This is a genomic window from Propionivibrio dicarboxylicus (assembly GCF_900099695.1).
In the GTDB taxonomy this organism is placed as follows: domain Bacteria; phylum Pseudomonadota; class Gammaproteobacteria; order Burkholderiales; family Rhodocyclaceae; genus Propionivibrio; species Propionivibrio dicarboxylicus.
Genome location: NZ_FNCY01000004.1, coordinates 217,192 through 232,929, shown reverse-complemented (window position 1 = coordinate 232,929; position 15,738 = coordinate 217,192). Strand labels below are relative to the sequence as shown.

The 15,738-nt window shown below is 62.7% G+C and carries 13 protein-coding genes; all 13 read left to right on the top strand.

The window, feature by feature from the left end:
* The 13 genes from BLR25_RS07320 (at window position 1) to BLR25_RS07260 (ending at window position 15,698) form a co-directional block, all read left to right on the top strand.
* A complete protein-coding gene (locus BLR25_RS07320) occupies window positions 1-399 on the top strand; it encodes a hypothetical protein (protein WP_091936031.1) in 399 nt (132 codons plus the stop codon).
* A gap of 17 nt (window positions 400-416) precedes the next feature.
* The gene (gp10, locus tag BLR25_RS07315) at window positions 417-752 is read left to right on the top strand and encodes a capsid staple protein (RefSeq protein ID WP_143009796.1); all 336 of its coding nucleotides are present in this window, start codon (window positions 417-419) and stop codon (window positions 750-752) included.
* Between the two features lie 42 nt (window positions 753-794).
* The gene (locus BLR25_RS07310) at window positions 795-1,160 is read left to right on the top strand and encodes a Bbp19 family protein (protein ID WP_091936026.1); all 366 of its coding nucleotides are present in this window, start codon (window positions 795-797) and stop codon (window positions 1,158-1,160) included.
* Window positions 1,117-1,788, top strand: a complete 672-nt coding sequence (locus tag BLR25_RS20935; RefSeq protein WP_143009795.1) for a hypothetical protein — start codon at window positions 1,117-1,119, stop codon at window positions 1,786-1,788. The genes BLR25_RS07310 and BLR25_RS20935 overlap by 44 nt, the downstream gene beginning before the upstream one ends.
* A gap of 24 nt (window positions 1,789-1,812) precedes the next feature.
* Complete coding sequence (locus tag BLR25_RS07300) at window positions 1,813-2,811, top strand: major capsid protein (protein WP_091936022.1); 999 nt, start codon at window positions 1,813-1,815, stop codon at window positions 2,809-2,811.
* Between the two features lie 58 nt (window positions 2,812-2,869).
* Window positions 2,870-3,334: a Bbp16 family capsid cement protein gene (locus tag BLR25_RS07295; protein WP_091936019.1), complete on the top strand. Its 465-nt coding sequence runs from the start codon at window positions 2,870-2,872 to the stop codon at window positions 3,332-3,334.
* 11 nt (window positions 3,335-3,345) lie between these two features.
* The gene (locus tag BLR25_RS07290; RefSeq protein ID WP_143009794.1) at window positions 3,346-3,627 is read left to right on the top strand and encodes a hypothetical protein; all 282 of its coding nucleotides are present in this window, start codon (window positions 3,346-3,348) and stop codon (window positions 3,625-3,627) included.
* Between the two features lie 66 nt (window positions 3,628-3,693).
* Complete coding sequence (locus BLR25_RS07285) at window positions 3,694-4,290, top strand: phage connector family protein (protein ID WP_091936015.1); 597 nt, start codon at window positions 3,694-3,696, stop codon at window positions 4,288-4,290.
* Window positions 4,287-6,572, top strand: coding sequence for a hypothetical protein (locus BLR25_RS07280; protein ID WP_091936012.1), 2,286 nt, complete (start codon window positions 4,287-4,289; stop codon window positions 6,570-6,572). Before BLR25_RS07285 ends, BLR25_RS07280 begins: the two co-directional genes overlap by 4 nt.
* A gap of 61 nt (window positions 6,573-6,633) precedes the next feature.
* Window positions 6,634-7,176: a virion core protein, T7 gp14 family gene (locus BLR25_RS07275; RefSeq protein WP_425438683.1), complete on the top strand. Its 543-nt coding sequence runs from the start codon at window positions 6,634-6,636 to the stop codon at window positions 7,174-7,176.
* A 3-nt stretch (window positions 7,177-7,179) separates the two neighbouring features.
* Window positions 7,180-7,764: a hypothetical protein gene (locus tag BLR25_RS20930; RefSeq protein WP_143009792.1), complete on the top strand. Its 585-nt coding sequence runs from the start codon at window positions 7,180-7,182 to the stop codon at window positions 7,762-7,764.
* Window positions 7,761-9,656 carry a hypothetical protein gene (locus BLR25_RS07265; protein WP_091936006.1) on the top strand — a complete coding sequence of 632 codons (1,896 nt, stop codon included), beginning with the start codon at window positions 7,761-7,763 and terminating at the stop codon, window positions 9,654-9,656. The genes BLR25_RS20930 and BLR25_RS07265 overlap by 4 nt, the downstream gene beginning before the upstream one ends.
* Window positions 9,657-15,698: a hypothetical protein gene (locus BLR25_RS07260; protein ID WP_091936004.1), complete on the top strand. Its 6,042-nt coding sequence runs from the start codon at window positions 9,657-9,659 to the stop codon at window positions 15,696-15,698. It abuts the gene before it with no gap.
* Window positions 15,699-15,738 lie beyond the last annotated feature (40 nt).

Here is a 15,738-nt window from a genome sequence, read left to right as displayed (position 1 = left end):
ATGATTGAGACCACCGAGACCCTGCTCGCCAACACCGAGAACGCAATCGCCAATTGGAACCTCGGTCCGGCTGTTGTCGATCAGCCAGGCGACCCGTATTGGGACAAGGCTGCGCAGGTGTTCGGCGTCTCGCTCGCCGAGGCGAAACGGCGCATCTGCGCGAATTGCGAGTACTACGACAACACGCCCGAGCGCTTGACCGAGCTTGAGACGATCCCGCTCAACAAGTTCGACATCTACGGCTCGCAGGCACACCGCGGCTACTGCCACAAGCTGCACATCATCTGCCACACCACACGAAGCTGTCAGGCCTGGGAGCGCAAGGACTACGAGATACCGGACGATCTCGCGCCCCCGCGCGACGCCAGGGCGATGTACCCGAATAGCGACATGGCATAACTCAAGGAGACGACCAAATGCCAATGACCAACATGATCCGCACCGTCGACGAAATGAAAGCCGATGGCATGTGCAGCCCGTGCTGTTCCGATGGCGCAGAAGGACCGAAGCCAGAATATCCGTGGGGCCTTCGCCTGTCTCTCGGGAAGCCCGAGATGGACAAGCTCGGCGTCGATCTGGCCGCAGTCGGCACAGAGATGACTGTCGTTGCGAAGGTCAAGGTCGTCGAGGCACGGCAGAACGCCGACGAGCAAGGCGAGCGCAAGAGCATGGAGTTGCAGATCGCCGACATGGATCTGCAACTGGCAGCGCGCGATCCTCGCTCGATGTTCCCGAATAGCGACATGGCATAGCCCCGTACCCTTGACGCAAAAAGCGACGCGTAAGGTTCGCACATGACATCGGAGCACAACCCGCTCGACCTCGCTGACGAGGAACGCATCTCTGCCGAGCAGGCGGAGAAGGAGCGACAGCAGCGAGAGACAGAGCAGAACGAACTTCGATGGGCAATGAGTACCAAGCAGGGCCGGCGATTCATTTACCGGCGATTGAGCAAGGCAGGTATCTGGCTACAGAGCTTCAACACCAATAACGCGGTGATGGCCTTCAACGAGGGCCGCAGAAGCGCAGGGCTAGAACTGCTGAACGAGATCATGGAAGCCTGCCCCGACCGTTACACCGAGATGCTCGCAGAGCAGCAGGAGACGAAAGAACGCCATGACAACCGAAGCGCAGACACCCGCAACCGCCGAAGCAAATAGCCAACAGCCCGGCGCTGCTCCCGTTGCTGCTCCCCTTGATGCGAGCACTCAGGCCCCGGCCCCGGCCCCGGCGGCGACCGCGCAGACGCCCGCAGAAGCCGCTACCCCAGCAGCACAAGCACCGGCCCCGGAAGCCAACACCGAGACGCCGACGGGCGCCCCGGAGTCCTACACCGACTTCACCGCGCCGGAAGGCACGACCCTCAACGAGGACGCCATGACCGAGTTCAAGGCCCTCGCGAAGGAGCGCAACCTCTCCCAAGAGGACGCGCAGAAGTTCGTGGATATTGGCGCCAAGGCCGTGCAACTGAACAACAACCGAATCCTCGAAGCGGTCGAGAGCACGCAGGCCCAATGGCTCGCCGATGCCAAGGCCGACAAGGAGTTCGGTGGCGACAAGCTCGGTGAAAGTCTCGCCGTCGCCAAGCTGGCGCGTGACACCTATGGAAGCGAGGGCCTCATCAAGTTCCTCGACGAGAGCAAGCTCGGCAATCACCCCGAGATGATTCGCTTCTTCGCACGCATCGGCAGAACCATCAAACCGGATTCTGCTGTACCTGGCGGCACCAAGCCGCCCGGCCCGAGTGCGGGCCAGAACTTGTACAGCAAGAGCAACATGAACCCGTAACACCTTTCTGAAAGGAAAGAAACCATGACCACCCTTGCAACCACGCATCCCACTCTTCTCGACGTGAAGTCGCGCCTCGACCCGAACGGGAACGTGGCGCAAGTGATCGAGATGGTGAGCCAGACCAACGAGATCCTCGATGACGCCGTGTGGCTCGAAGCCAACGAACTCACCGGGCACGTCACCAGCGTCCGCACCGGCATCCCCGAGCCGACCTTCCGCAAGCTCTATGGCGGCGTCCAGCCGACCAAGAGCACGAGCGTCAAGGTGCGCGAAGGCCTGGGCATGTTGGAAAACTACGCCGAAGTCGACAAGGCCCTCGCCGACCTGAACGGCAACAGCGCCGCCTGGCGCCTGTCGGAGGAGAGCGCGATCATCGAAGGCTTTGGCCAGAAGCTCGCCCGCTACATGGTCTATGGCAATGAGGCGACCGAGCCGGAAGGCTTCACCGGTCTGGCCCCGCGCTTCAACGACCAATCGGCTGTCAACGGCGAGAACATCCTGACCTCGGCGGCCACGCCGGACGGTACGGACAACACGTCGATCTGGGTTGTAGGCTGGGGTCCGAACACCTGCCACATGATTTACCCGAAGGGTTCGCAGGCGGGCCTGCAGATCACGGACAAGGGACAGGTCACGATCGAGAACATCGACGGCTCAAACGGCCGCATGGAAGCTTACCGCACGCATTACAAGTGGGATTGCGGCATGGTCGTCCGTGACTGGCGCTACATCGTGCGCGTGAACTTCGACCTCGAAGACATCGTCGCCAGCGGCGCTACCGGTCCGGTCCTGCGCGACCTGCTCGCGAAGGCGATGCGCCGCATCCCGAACCTCAACTTGTGCCGTCCGGCCATTTACATGAACCGCGACGCGCTCGACGCCTTCGATCTGCAGATGAACCGCGATCCGCTGCTGATGTTCAAGACGCAGGAAGAAGCGCAGGGCAAGTTCGTCACCCGCTTCCGCGGTGTGCCGATCCGCCGTGTCGACCAGATTCTGAGCACGGAATCGGGCATCTAACCACCCCGCTAGGGGCGGCATAACACCAGCCGCCCCCGGCAAGACAGGAGAAGCAAAAATGTTACTTGACGACCGACTCGAATTCGCCGACGCGACCGCCCTTAACACCGGTGGCGCAGGCACCTATCTGATCGGGGATGTGATCGACCTCAAGCCCTCGACCACGAACAACAACACAACCGTCGATCTCGAAGGCAGCGACCTGTACTTCGTCGTCCAGGTCGACACCGCTGCGACCTCGGGCGGCTCGGCTACTGGCCAGTTCAAGCTCGCATCCGACGCGCAGGCGGCGATTGCGACGGACGGCTCGGCTACGGAGCACATCGCCTCGCAAGCGATTGCCGTGGCGAGTCTGACGGCGGGCAAGTTGGTGTTCGCCGGCAAGCTGCCGTCCGGCTCGTACGAGCGCTATCTCGGTGTGCTGCAGGTAACCGGCACCGCGGCCTTCACGGCGGGCAAGATCAATGCCTTCCTGACGGCGGATCCGGCCTTGTGGCGCGCGTACGCTGACAACGTGGCGTAACGGTGACGATCATGGCTGACGAGAAGAAAGTCGAATCCACGGTCATCACCCTTGTCGCGGTCGAGCGCGGCTTCTACGACGGCGCGCTTGTCGAGCCAGGCGCGCAGATTGCGTTCGACACTGTTGGCAGTGACGGCAAGACGTGTAAGTTGCCCAAGTGGGCGGCCAAGCCGGGCGATCCTCGCCTGAGCCGGCCCAAGCCCAAGGCTGCGGGCGACTTGAAGCCGAAGGCCGCACAGTCGGCGGTGAAGAACAAGTCCGCAGCCCTGGCCGGCGGCGATCTCGTCGGCTAAGGCCCGCCGCGAAGGCAGTCACTACGGGGGCCATCGCGCCCCCGTTTTCACACCAAGAGGGACGTCATGGCCTCGAAAGTTGATATTTGGAATCTCGCCTTGGCGAACATCGGGCACAAGGCGAATATCGCCGATCCCGACGAGACGAGCGTCGAGGCGAATCACTGCCGCCGTTTTTATCCGATTGCGCTCGGCGTGACACTTGAGCGTTTCGCCTGGGGCTTTGCGACGCGGCGCAAGGCTCTCGGATTGGTGACTAATCCTGTTAATCACTGGATGTTCGCCTATGCACTGCCCAATCAGTGCATCGCACCCCGCGCCGTATTGCCGCCACAATCAACAGACGACACCAAAGAGCAGCCCTTCACGATCGAGAGCGCGGCGGACGGTAGCGCGATCCTTTACACGAACGTCGAGGACGCGGTGCTCAAATACACCGCGCTCGTTGAAGATACGAACAAGTTTTCGCACTTGTTCGTGACGGCATTATCTTTTGACCTTGCCGCCATGCTGGTCGGGCCGATCCCGAAAGACCCGAAGAAGCGGCAGGAAATGCAGCAACTCGCCGCCTTCTACACGAGCCAAGCCGAAGCTGCGGACGCCAACGCGACGCACGACTCGACTTATGGCACCTTCATTCCTTCGCACCTGGCCGCACGATGAACCTCAAGACCCTTGCCCGCTCCTTCTCCGGAGGCATCATCGGGCCGGAACTCTATGGCCGAGTCGATCTTGCCAAGTTGCAGACAGGCCTCGCCGAGGCAAATAACTTCTGGGTGTTGCCCCACGGACCGGTGCAGAACCGACCGGGGTTTCAGTACGTCAACGAGGTCAAGGACTCGACCAAGAAGGTGCGAGTCGTGCCCTTCTCGTTCAACACCGAGCAGACCTTCGTGCTTGAGTTCGGCGATCAGTACATCCGCTGGCACACCAACGGCGGCACGCTGCTTGAGACCGGACTGACGATTACCGGCATCAGCAAGGCGAATCCTGGCGTGCTCACCTACACCGGCACCGATCCGGCGAATGGCGACTGGATGTACTTGTCGAGCATCGTCGGCATGGCGGAACTCAATGGACGCTACGCCAAGGTCAAGAACGTCAATGCCGTCGCCAACACGTTTGAGCTGTCGGACACCCACGGTGGTGCCAATATCGACACGTCAGGCTTCACCGCCTACACCAGCGGCGGAACCGCGGCGCGCGTCTATGAGATCGCGACCCCGTATCTCGAAGCGGATCTCTTCGACCTGCATTTCGTCCAGTCGGCTGATGTACTCACGATCGTGCATCCGACCTACGCGCCGCGTGAATTGCGCCGCCTGGGCGCGACCAACTGGCAACTCTCGACGATCAGCTTTATCCCGACAATCGGAACGCCTACTGCTCCCACCGTGACGTCTTCAGGCGCCGGCTCGACGACATACACATACAAGACCACCGCGCTCGCTTCCGACACGCTTGAAGAGTCCTATGCGTCGCCTTCGACAGCGGTGACGGGCGTGGCGCTGACAACATCTGGCTCGTACAACACGATCACACCGGCCACAGTGACGGGCGCGGTGCGCTACAACATCTACAAGCTCGCGAGTGGATTGTGGGGCTACATCGGCCAGACGGACGGATCGGCCTTCAAGGACGACAACATCACCGCCGACGTCAGCCAGACCCCGCCCGAGCCGAACGACCCTCTGAGTGGCGCCGGCAACTTCCCCGGCGCGGTAGGCTACCACGGGCAGCGGCGGTGCTTCGGCGGCACGAACAACAAGCCTCAGAACTTCTGGGCGACACGCTCGGCTACTGAGAACAACCTGAGCTACTCGATCCCGACACGCGATGACGACGCCATTGCCTTCCGTGTAACGGCGCGCGAGGTCAATCGCATCCGGCATATCGTCAGTCTCGATCAACTGCTGTTTCTCACTTCCGGCGGCGAGTGGAAGGTTGCACCGCAGAACTCGGACGTGCTCACCCCGACCTCGGCTGATCCCAAGCAGTTCGGCGCCGAGGGCGCGAGCAACGTGCAGCCGGTAATCGCCGCGAGTTCGGTCATCTATGTGCAGGAATCCGGCAGCCGCCTGCGCGAGATGAAGGCGAATATCTACGACACAAGTTCGCTGGACGTTCGCGACATTTCGATACTGGCCCCGCACCTGTTCGACGATTACAGCGTCGGCGATCTCGCCTATGCAAAGACACCGAACAAGATGGTGTGGTGCGTCCGTTCTGATGGCACATTGCTCGGTCTCACCTATCTGCCCGAGCACGACGTGCTCGGCTGGCACACGCATACCACGGACGGCAGCTTCGAGTCCGTCGCCTGCGTTAAGGAGGGCAGCGAGCACGCACTCTATACCGTCGCCAAGCGCCACATCAATAGCCGCGACGTGCGCTACATCGAGCGCTTGCACTCCCGCCGCTTCTCTGATCCCGCTGATGCTTTCTTCGTTGATGCTGGCCTGACCTACTCGGGCACGGCGACGTCCACAATCACGGGTTTGTGGCACCTCGAAGGCGAAGAGGTCGCGGTTCTGGCCGATGCTGGCGAACACAATCGCGTCACTGTAACGGATGGCGCCATCGAGCTTGATGCGAAGGCAAGCACGGTGCATGTCGGGCTGCCGATCACCGCCGACCTCAAGACGCTACCGTTGTCCTTTGAAGCCGAAGCCGCAGGCCAAGGCCTGACGAAAAACGTCAGCGAGGTCTATCTGCGCGTCAAGGATAGCCTCGGCTACGAAGTCGGGCCGAACTTCGACGAGTTGCAGCCGACAACGCAACGCAGCGGGGAAGACTACGGGGCCCCGCCCGAGTTCGTCACCGGTGTCGAGCAGATCACGATCATGCCGGAGTGGGGGCAAGACGCCCAAGTATGCGTTCGTCAATCCGCGCCGCTACCGGTCACGATCCTGTCAATGGCTTTTGAGGTAACTGTCGGCGCCTAGCCCGTACCCTTGTGTTCGCGCTTCGGCGCTACCTTCACCGTACTTTGTGGGGGAAGCGATTATGTCCGGTGGGATTAGCGCGAGCACTTTGGCGACCGCTGCTATCGGCCTGCAAGCAGCAGGCATGGCGTCTAGCGCGATGGGCGCTCGGGCGCAGTCGAAGGCGACGCAGGCCGCGTATGACTATCAGTCGAAGGTTGCAGCCAATAACGCGAAAATCGCCGAGTGGCAAGCGGAGAACGCACTCGAACGCGGGCAAAAGGCCGAGCAGACGTCCCGGCTCAAGACGGCGCAGTTGAAGGGCACACAACGCGCGGCGCTTGCCGAGAAGGGCATCGCGCTCGACGAAGGCTCGGCCCTCAACATCCTCAACGACACGGATTACATGGGCGACGTGGATGCCAACACTATCCACGACAATGCCGCGCTCGAAGCCTGGGGCTACCGTGCACAGGCTGCTGGCCTGTCGAGTGACTCGTCGATGCTCGCTGCCCGCGCCGCCGCGGAAGACCCGACTGCCGCAACCACGAGCAGCTTGCTCGGGAGCGCCGGCAGCGTCGCCTCGTCGTGGTACGCGTACAAGACCCGCACGAAGGTGGGCTGACCTATGAAACGATGCACGAAATGCGATGAAGAAAAGTCGCTAGACCAGTTCTCGAAGAATAAGACAAAGCCCGATGGCGTGCAGTCTCAGTGCAAAGCGTGCTGTTCTGCGCAGGATAAAGCACGCTATCAAGCCGCGCCTGAGAAGATTCGGGAGCGAAGCAGAGCGCAATACGCAGCCGACAAAGAGCGCCAGCTACAGAATAGAAAAATTCGGTATCAGCGTAACCGAGAGGTGGAGCTAGGTCAGATGCGAGATTGGGCGGCGCGCAACCGCGATACGTCTCGCAGTATCAAAGCACGATGGGCTGCGAACAACATCGGGTATGTCAACGCAAAGACCGCCACACGCCGCATTGCTCGGGTGCGTGCCACACCGCAGTGGGTGCCTGTTGAAGCGTTTAAGCCCATCTACGATGCCGCACGAGTCGCCTCCGAACTGACCGGAGAAGCATGCCACGTCGATCATATTGTCCCCTCGCAGGGCAAGGGTGTTAGCGGGTTGCACGTACCTTGGAATCTGCGCGTGATCTTTGCGAAAGACAACTTAAGCAAAGGCGCGAAGTTTATTGAGGAGTTGGTTGCGTGAAAATTCCCACATACGACACCCCGCAAGTTGAAGCCCGCGCACTGCCTGGCGTGCGTGAGAGTTCCGTCGCATCGCCCGCCCTATTCGGCGCTTCCGCCGAGCAGCAAGTGCAGGCCGGCAAGAGCGCACTCGGGGCGGGCAACACCATCATGGCCGCCGCCGGCATCATGCAGGACCGCGAGAACGCGGACCTTATTTTCCGCGCCGAGACTACGCTCAAGGACGACTATCTCAACTTCGAGGCCTCGGTGCGCGAGCGCAAAGGGCAGAACGCCTGGGGCGCAACGAAGGACACCGAGCAATGGTTCGCCGAGCAGGAGAAGAAGCACGGCGAGGCCCTGCAGAATGACGTGCAGCGCAAGCTGTTCGGGCAATCCCTCACGAAGCTGCGCCAGTCGGCAATCGGTACGATCTCGCAGTACGAGGCCAACGAGCGCCGCCGCTCAATCGAGGAATCGGCCGACGCTTCGATTGTCGGCTCGATCAACATGGCCGCGACCGCTGCCGCCGATGGGCTTGTTGTCGGTGCGGGACCGAACAAGGGCGCCCCGGCTACCACGACCGATGAAGACGGCAACCCAATCGTCACCGCGCCCGACGTAACGGTCAGCAGCAACCCGCTGCCGAGTATAAAGTCCGACATCATCAAGCGCGTGCAAGTGCTGTCCGACCTCAATGGCTGGTCGCCCGAGCGCAAGCAGTTCGAGGAAGCCAAGCACCTCACGAACCTGCACAAGCAGGTAGTGCAGGCCCTCGCCGACAAGGATGCGACGAAGGCGCGCGAATACTTCGAGGCGAACAAGGCCGAGATCAATGGCGGCGACCTCGACTCGATCGGCAAGGTGCTTAAATTCGGCGAGACCAAGCAGGCCGGATTCGAGTTCGCGAACCGGCCCGACATCATGTCGCTTGCCAGCGATCAGGACCGCATTGCCGCGGCGCGCGACTACTTCAAGGACGCACCGGAAAAGCGCGAGGCCGCGATCCAAGAGATCAAGACCCGAGCGGCCGAGGCCGAGACCTTCCGGCAACGGGGGCAGCGTGACGCCGGTGACGCAGCGTGGAAGGTCATCACAGGCGGGGGCAGCCTCGGCAGCATCCCGGCGGCTACCTGGGCGGCGATGGGCGGCGAAGAGCAGCGCCAGGTGCAGGACTATCTCGACGCCCGCACCCGCCGCGCGGAGGCCGATGCCAGGCGCGACGGCAAGGAAGAGATGGACGACATCGCGAACCTCGACAAGGTCGAGCGCATGATCGAGCAGGGCGACATCACCGACCGCGCGCAACTTGCCCGCTACGACGCCTTCTTCACCAAGAGCACGCTCAAGACGCTGGCCACCAAGATCGACAAGCGCGCCGTCGTGCCGCCGGCCGACATCCGGCGTGAGTTCGAGGAACGCAAGGGCGCCAAGGTGAATGTCGCGAAAATGGGCGACAAGGACCGCGCCGAGTGGATGGCGTTTCAAGACTACATCCTGCAGAACGTCAAGGAGACGCGCCGGCCCGAAGACCTTAACGTGTGGGCCGACAAGTGGTTCCTCAAGGGCTACGGCAAGGACGACTCGATCTTCATCAACGACCCCAACACGTTCGGCGAAGCCATGACCAAGGGCCGCAAAGACTTCGTCATCAGCACGCCCGAGGCGGCGCAGTCGAATGTCGATCAAGCCCTCTCGATCCTGTCGAAGAACGGCGTACCGATGCCCAAGGACAAGGCGCTTGCCCGCGACGAGTTCTACACCAAGAACGTCCTCGACGCCGACCGGTGGGCCGCCGCGCACGGTGTGCAGAGCACGCCCGAATTCACCGCCGCCTATGCGCTGCTCAAGCAGAACAAGAAGCCGATCACCGCCGGCAACCTCGACTACGTCATCAAGCAGTTCAAAAACTAAATGAACCTCAACGGACTCCCCGACGACACGCTATCGACTGGCCTGGATCTCGTTGGCCTGCCTGATGACAACGCGAAAGCGCTGCGCGAGCAGTATCGCGCTACCTCAATCACGCCCGACGACGCCGCCAAGGTGATCGACATCAGTGCGCGCACCGGCATCCCCAAGCCGGTCGTCGTGCGCAACCAGTCGGAGGCGGCGAAGCTCGCGGCCGAACCGGATTGGGACGGGCTGCAGGTGACGGCGCCGGTCACCGTGCGCGAACTCGCGGCCAACACCAAGCTCTTCGATCTCGCCCATGACGACACGGACAACCTGAGCGAACTTGAGCGCACGATGAACCGCCGCAGCGAAGGCCAGATCGGTGGGCCGGCGTTCGTCCGTAGCTCTGACACGCTGACAGCAAGCCGCGGCTTGGAGCCGTCATTTAGCTCGGTCGCCTATGGCCTCTACAATTCCTTCGTGCAGGGCAGCGCGCGCTGGCGCGAAGGGGCGCGGATGCAGTTCGCGGACGCGCTCGGCCTCAGCGATATGTCGCAGGACGCGCTCAGGAAGCGCGACCAGGCGCAGTCGCGTCAAAGTCTGACCACACCTGACTTCGAGACGAGCACAGCGCAGGGTATCTACGGCGGCGTCGCGAGCACGTTGTCGAATGCGCCGGGCCTCTTGGCCTCGATTCTGACGCGCAGCCCGGTGCCGGGCCTTGTCGCCGCCGGTGGGCAGACCGAACTCGACGCGTACGGCAAATACCGCAGCCGCGGCGCCACTCCGGGCGAAGCGCTCATCGGCGCCACCGGCGAAGGCGCAGTCGAGGTCGCGACCGAGATGATCCCGATGGGCGCCTTGCTCGGCGCCTTCGGGCAGCCCGGCAAGACGGCGGCCAAGGAGTTCCTTAAGAGCCAGGTGCAGGAGCAGTTCGGTGAGCAGGCCGCGACGATTCTGCAGGACGCGATCGACACTGCGATTGCCAACCCCGACAAGACTTGGGGCGACTACCTCAAGGAACGGCCCGACGCGGCCTATCAGACGTTCCTCGCGACACTCGTGCAGGGCGGCGTGCTGACCGCTGGCCACACGGCGATGTCCCGACTCGCCGGCGACGATGCCAAAGCACAAGGCGCAGCGCGCGACGCTGAGGCCCTCGCGCAACTGGCACAACTCTCGGCCGCGTCGAAGTTGCGCGCCCGCGATCCGCAGACCTTCCAAGACGTCGTTGCCGCAGTCAATGAGGACGGCAGTGTGCAGGACGTCTATCTCGACGTGCGCACGTTGGCACAGTCGGGTGTGGATCTCGCCGCGCTCGCGCAGGCCTCGCCGGCAGTAGCCTCGCAGCTTGAGGAAGCCGTTGCGACCGGCGGCGATGTGGTCATCCCGCTGCCGGAGTACGCCGCGCGCATCGCCGGCACGAATCTCGACTCGGCGCTCACTCCGCACCTACGCACCAGCGAGGATGCCCTGAGCCTCGACGAGGCGCAGCGGTTCTATCAAGGACAAGCCGAGGAATTCAAGAAAGCCGCCGCGCAGGTCATGCAGACGAAGGCGGATGACGACGCCTGGCAGCAGTCGGCCAAGGCCGTTGAGACGACACTGTTCGACCAGTTGAAGAGCACCGGGCGCTTCACCGACGACGTCAATACCGCCTACGCCACGCTGATGCGCGACTTCTACGTCGCCACGGCCTCGCGGCTCGGCATTACGCCGCAGGAGATGTTCGCGCGCTACCCGATCCAAGTGGCAGCCGAGCGCGCGGCAGGTGGGCAAGTGATGGGGCAGGACGCAACCCTTGAGGCCACGCCAGGCTTCAAGTCGGTGCAAGTTGGCGACACCACAATCGCCTATTCCATCCCCGCCGACGCAAGCCGGATAGAGATCGACACAGTCAAGACGCCCGAAGACAAGAGAGGCCGAGGGGCTGCGCGCACGGCGATGCGCGCCTTCTTGAGCAAAGCAGACGCCCTTGGCTTGCCTGTATTTCTCACGGCGGAACCCATTGGCAAAGGCGGCCCAAGCAAGTCGCAACTGGCTTCCTTCTACAAGTCGCTCGGCTTCAAGTACAACGTCGGGAAAGCGCGCGATTTTAGCAGTATGCACTCGATGGTGCGCGTGCCGCAGCAATCGCTCGCGCAAGACGCAGCCCCCGAGCCGAACTTCATGCAGCGCGTCGTCGATGCCGTCAGCACCGCGCTCGGGATTTCGCAACCTAATCAACCAGAAGGGGGTGATCTAAATGGCCAAGGGCAAGAAGGGCGGCGGCAAGAAGTGCTGACCGCGGGGCCGGCTCTGGACGTAGGGCAGTTCTTCACGCAACCCACCCAGACCGGCAACCGTGGCGAGATCGCATTCGGCAACGACATCACGCAGACGCCGAGCGTCATCACCCTCTTCAAGAATGCCGACCTCTCGACCTTCCTGCACGAGATGGGGCACTTCCAGCTTGAGGTGCTCACCAGCATCGCCAGCCAGCCGAACGCCCCGGCCGAGATCGTCGATGATCTGACCGCCGCGCTCAAGTGGCTCGGGGTTGAGAGCATCGACGCATGGCGCGGCCTGGGACTTGAAGAGAAGCGCCCCTATCACGAGAAATTCGCGCGAGGCTTTGAGGCCTATCTGTTCGATGGGCAGGCCCCGAGCGAAGAACTTAATGGCATTTTCGCCCGCTTCCGTGCCTGGCTCATCAATGTCTACAAGTCGGTCAAGGCGCTCAACGTTGAGATCAATGACGACATCCGCCGAGTGTTCGACCGGCTCGTCGCCACCGACGAAGCCATCAAGCAGGGCGAAGCCGCGCGCTCGATGGCGCCCCTCTTCACCGCGCCCGAGCAGATGAGCGACGCACAGATGTGGGCCGAGTACCAGAAGAGCGGCGAGGAAGCGACGCAGACCGCCGTGGATGACCTGCAACGCAAGTCTATGCGCGACATGCGCTGGCTCGACAATGCCCGCGGCCGGCTGCTCAAGCAGATGCAGAAGGACGCCGCGGAGAAGCGCAAGGCCGTCGAGGCCGAGGTCAAGGCCGAAGTGCGCGCCATGCCGGTCTATGCCACCATGCACTTCCTCAAGCGTGGTGAGATGACGACACCGGAAGGCGAACAGATCAAGGTCGAGAAAGGCCACCGGCTCGACACTGCTGCGCTGGCCGAGATGTACCCCGAGGCAATGCTTGCCCGCCCGGCGCTTGAAAAGTTGCAGGGCATGACGCGCAAGGACGGTCTGCATCCTGACCTCGTTGCCGAGATGTTCGGCTTCACTTCCGGCGATCAACTCGTGCGCGAACTCATTGCCGCCGAGCCGGAAGCGCAACTCATCGAGGGCATGACCGACCAGCGTGTGCTCGAACGCTACGGCGATCTCTCGAGCCCCGACACGCTCGCCCGCGCCGTCGATGAGGCGATCCACAACGAGGCGCGGGCCCGCTTCGTCGCCACCGAGCTAACGGCGCTGTCGAAGGCAGTCGGTCCGGTGCGCGCCATCTCGAAGGCCGCCAAAGACTTCGCCGCCACCACGATCGCGCGCAAGAAGATCCGCGACATCAGACCGAGCCAGCACGCCACCGCTGAGACCCGCGCAGCCAAGGCCGCCGAGAAAGCCCTCAAGGAAGGCGACACCACGACCGCCGCCGTCGAGAAGCGCAATCAACTCGTGCAGAACTACGCGACGCGCCTGTCCTATGACGCACTGACCGAGATCGAGCGCAGCATCAACTACCTGCGCAAGTTCGACAGCGAAGGCACGCGCAAGGGGCTGGACACCGAGTATGTCGATCAGATCGACCAACTGCTCGAACGCTTCGACCTGCGCGCGTCGGTGACGAACAAGGCCGCCGACAAGCGAGCCAACCTGCTCGCCTGGGTCGAGTCGCAGCGCGACCATGGATTCGAGCCGGACATCCCGCCCGAGATCCTCACCGAGGCGCTGCGCAAGCCCTACCGGGAACTCACGCTCGAAGAGATGCGCGGCCTTGTTGATACCATCAAGCAGATCGAGCACCTCGGCCGACTCAAGAAAAAACTGCTGACGGCTAAGGACGAGCGCGAATTCCAGGCCATTCGCGACGAGATCGCCGCCGGCATCGAGCAGCACGCCAGTCGCGTGCGCGAGTTGCGCACCCGCAACACTACCGGCGCGGTTCTGGCCGACGCCGGCAATCGCTTCCTTGCTATGCACCGCAAGATGGCGAGCGCAGCGCGCGAGATGGACGGCTTCAACGACGGTGGGCCGGTGTGGGAGTACTTCATCCGCTCGATGAACGCCGCCGGTGACCGCGAGACAACCATGCGCGCGGATGCCACGGCGCGGCTCTATGAGCTCATCAAGCCGATCGTCGAGTCGGGCAAAATGGGCGGTAAAGGTCAGTACTTCGAGACGCTCGGCGGCAGCTACAACCGCGAGGAACGCATCGCCATCGCGCTCAACCTCGGCAACGAGGGCAACATGCAGCGCCTGCTCGACGGCGAGGGCTGGACGCTAACGCGCTTGAAGCCCTTGCTCGACACGATCACGCCAGAAGAGGCCGACTTCGTGCAGGCGGTGTGGGACTTCTTCGAGTCTTACCGGCCGGACATCGCTGCCAAAGAGCGTAGGATCTACGGCAAAGAACCGGATTGGGTCGAGCCGGTGCCGATCACGCTCGGCGGCAAGACGCTCAAGGGCGGTTACTATCCGATCAAGTACGACGCCAACCGCTCGGGCCGTGCCGAGCAGCACGCCGAGGCCGAGGCGGCGAAGCAGCAGATGCGGGGCGCATACACGAGCGCGACGACTCGCCGCAGCTTCACCAAGAGCCGGGCCGCGGAAGTCACCGGCCGCCCGCTGCTGTACTCATTCGCCGGCCTGTACCAAGGCACCAATGAGGTCATCCATGACCTCTCATGGCACGAGTGGCTGATCGACGCCAATCGCCTGCTGCGCAGCCTCGACGCGCCAATCCGCACTTACTACGGGCCTGAGACGGTAGGCATCTTCAAGAAGGCCATCGAGGACATCGCGGCCGGTGACGTGCCCGCGCAGAACGTGTTCGAGCGAGGCCTCAACCATGTCCGCACCGGCGCCACCATTGCCGGCCTCGGCTGGAACCTGACGACCTCGCTGCTGCAGCCCCTTGGTCTAACACAGTCGATGGTCCGCATCGGGCCGGGATGGGTTGCCAAGGGCCTCGGCGAATGGATCAAGGCACCGCTCGACACGATCGAAGAGATCAACGGCAAGAGCGCCATGATGGCCTCGCGCGCCGCGACGATGCAGCGCGAGATCAACGAGATCAAGAATCAGGTGCAAGGATCGAAACTCGACCCGGTGCGCTCGACTTTCTTTGTCCTTATCCAGAAGATGCAGATGGTTGCGGACGTGCCCACCTGGCTCGGCGCCTACGAGAAGGCCATCGCCGCGGGCGAAGACGAAGACCGTGCCGTCGCGCTGGCTGATCAGGCTGTTATCGACGCGCAAGGCGGGGGGCAGGTCAAAGACCTTGCGCAGATCCAGCGGGGCGGGCCGGCGCTCAAGCTCTTCACGAATTTCTACTCGTTCTTCAACGTCGCTTACAACCTGGGCGTCGAAAAGACCAAGGAGAAGATCACGCAGCCGAAGCTCTACCCGAGTCTCGCGCTCGACTACCTGCTGCTCTACTCGGTGCCGGCGGTGCTCGGTACGCTACTCAAGGAAGCGCTCAGTGGCGGCGGTGGGGATGACGAGGACAAGCTCGTCAAGAAGCTCATCGCCGAACAGATCAGTTACCTGCTCGGCCTGATGGTCGGCACGCGCGAGGTCACTGCGGCGGTGCAGAAGATCGCCGGCGTCGAGCAGTTCAAAACGTCCTACGGCGGGGCGGCCGGCCTGCGACTTTTCCAAGAAATTGACAAGCTCGGGACGCAGATCAGCCAAGGCGATGCCGACATGGCGCTGTTCAAGGCGGCGAACAATGTCGGCGGCATCATCTTCCACTACCCAAGCGGCCAGATCAACCGGACAGCGGACGGTATTGCAGCAATGGCCGAAGGCAAGACCGAGAACCCGATGGCGCTTGTGGTCGGCCCGCCGAAGCAGTAGCCCGTACCCTTGAAATACGGGCCCCGACCGAAAATTCTGC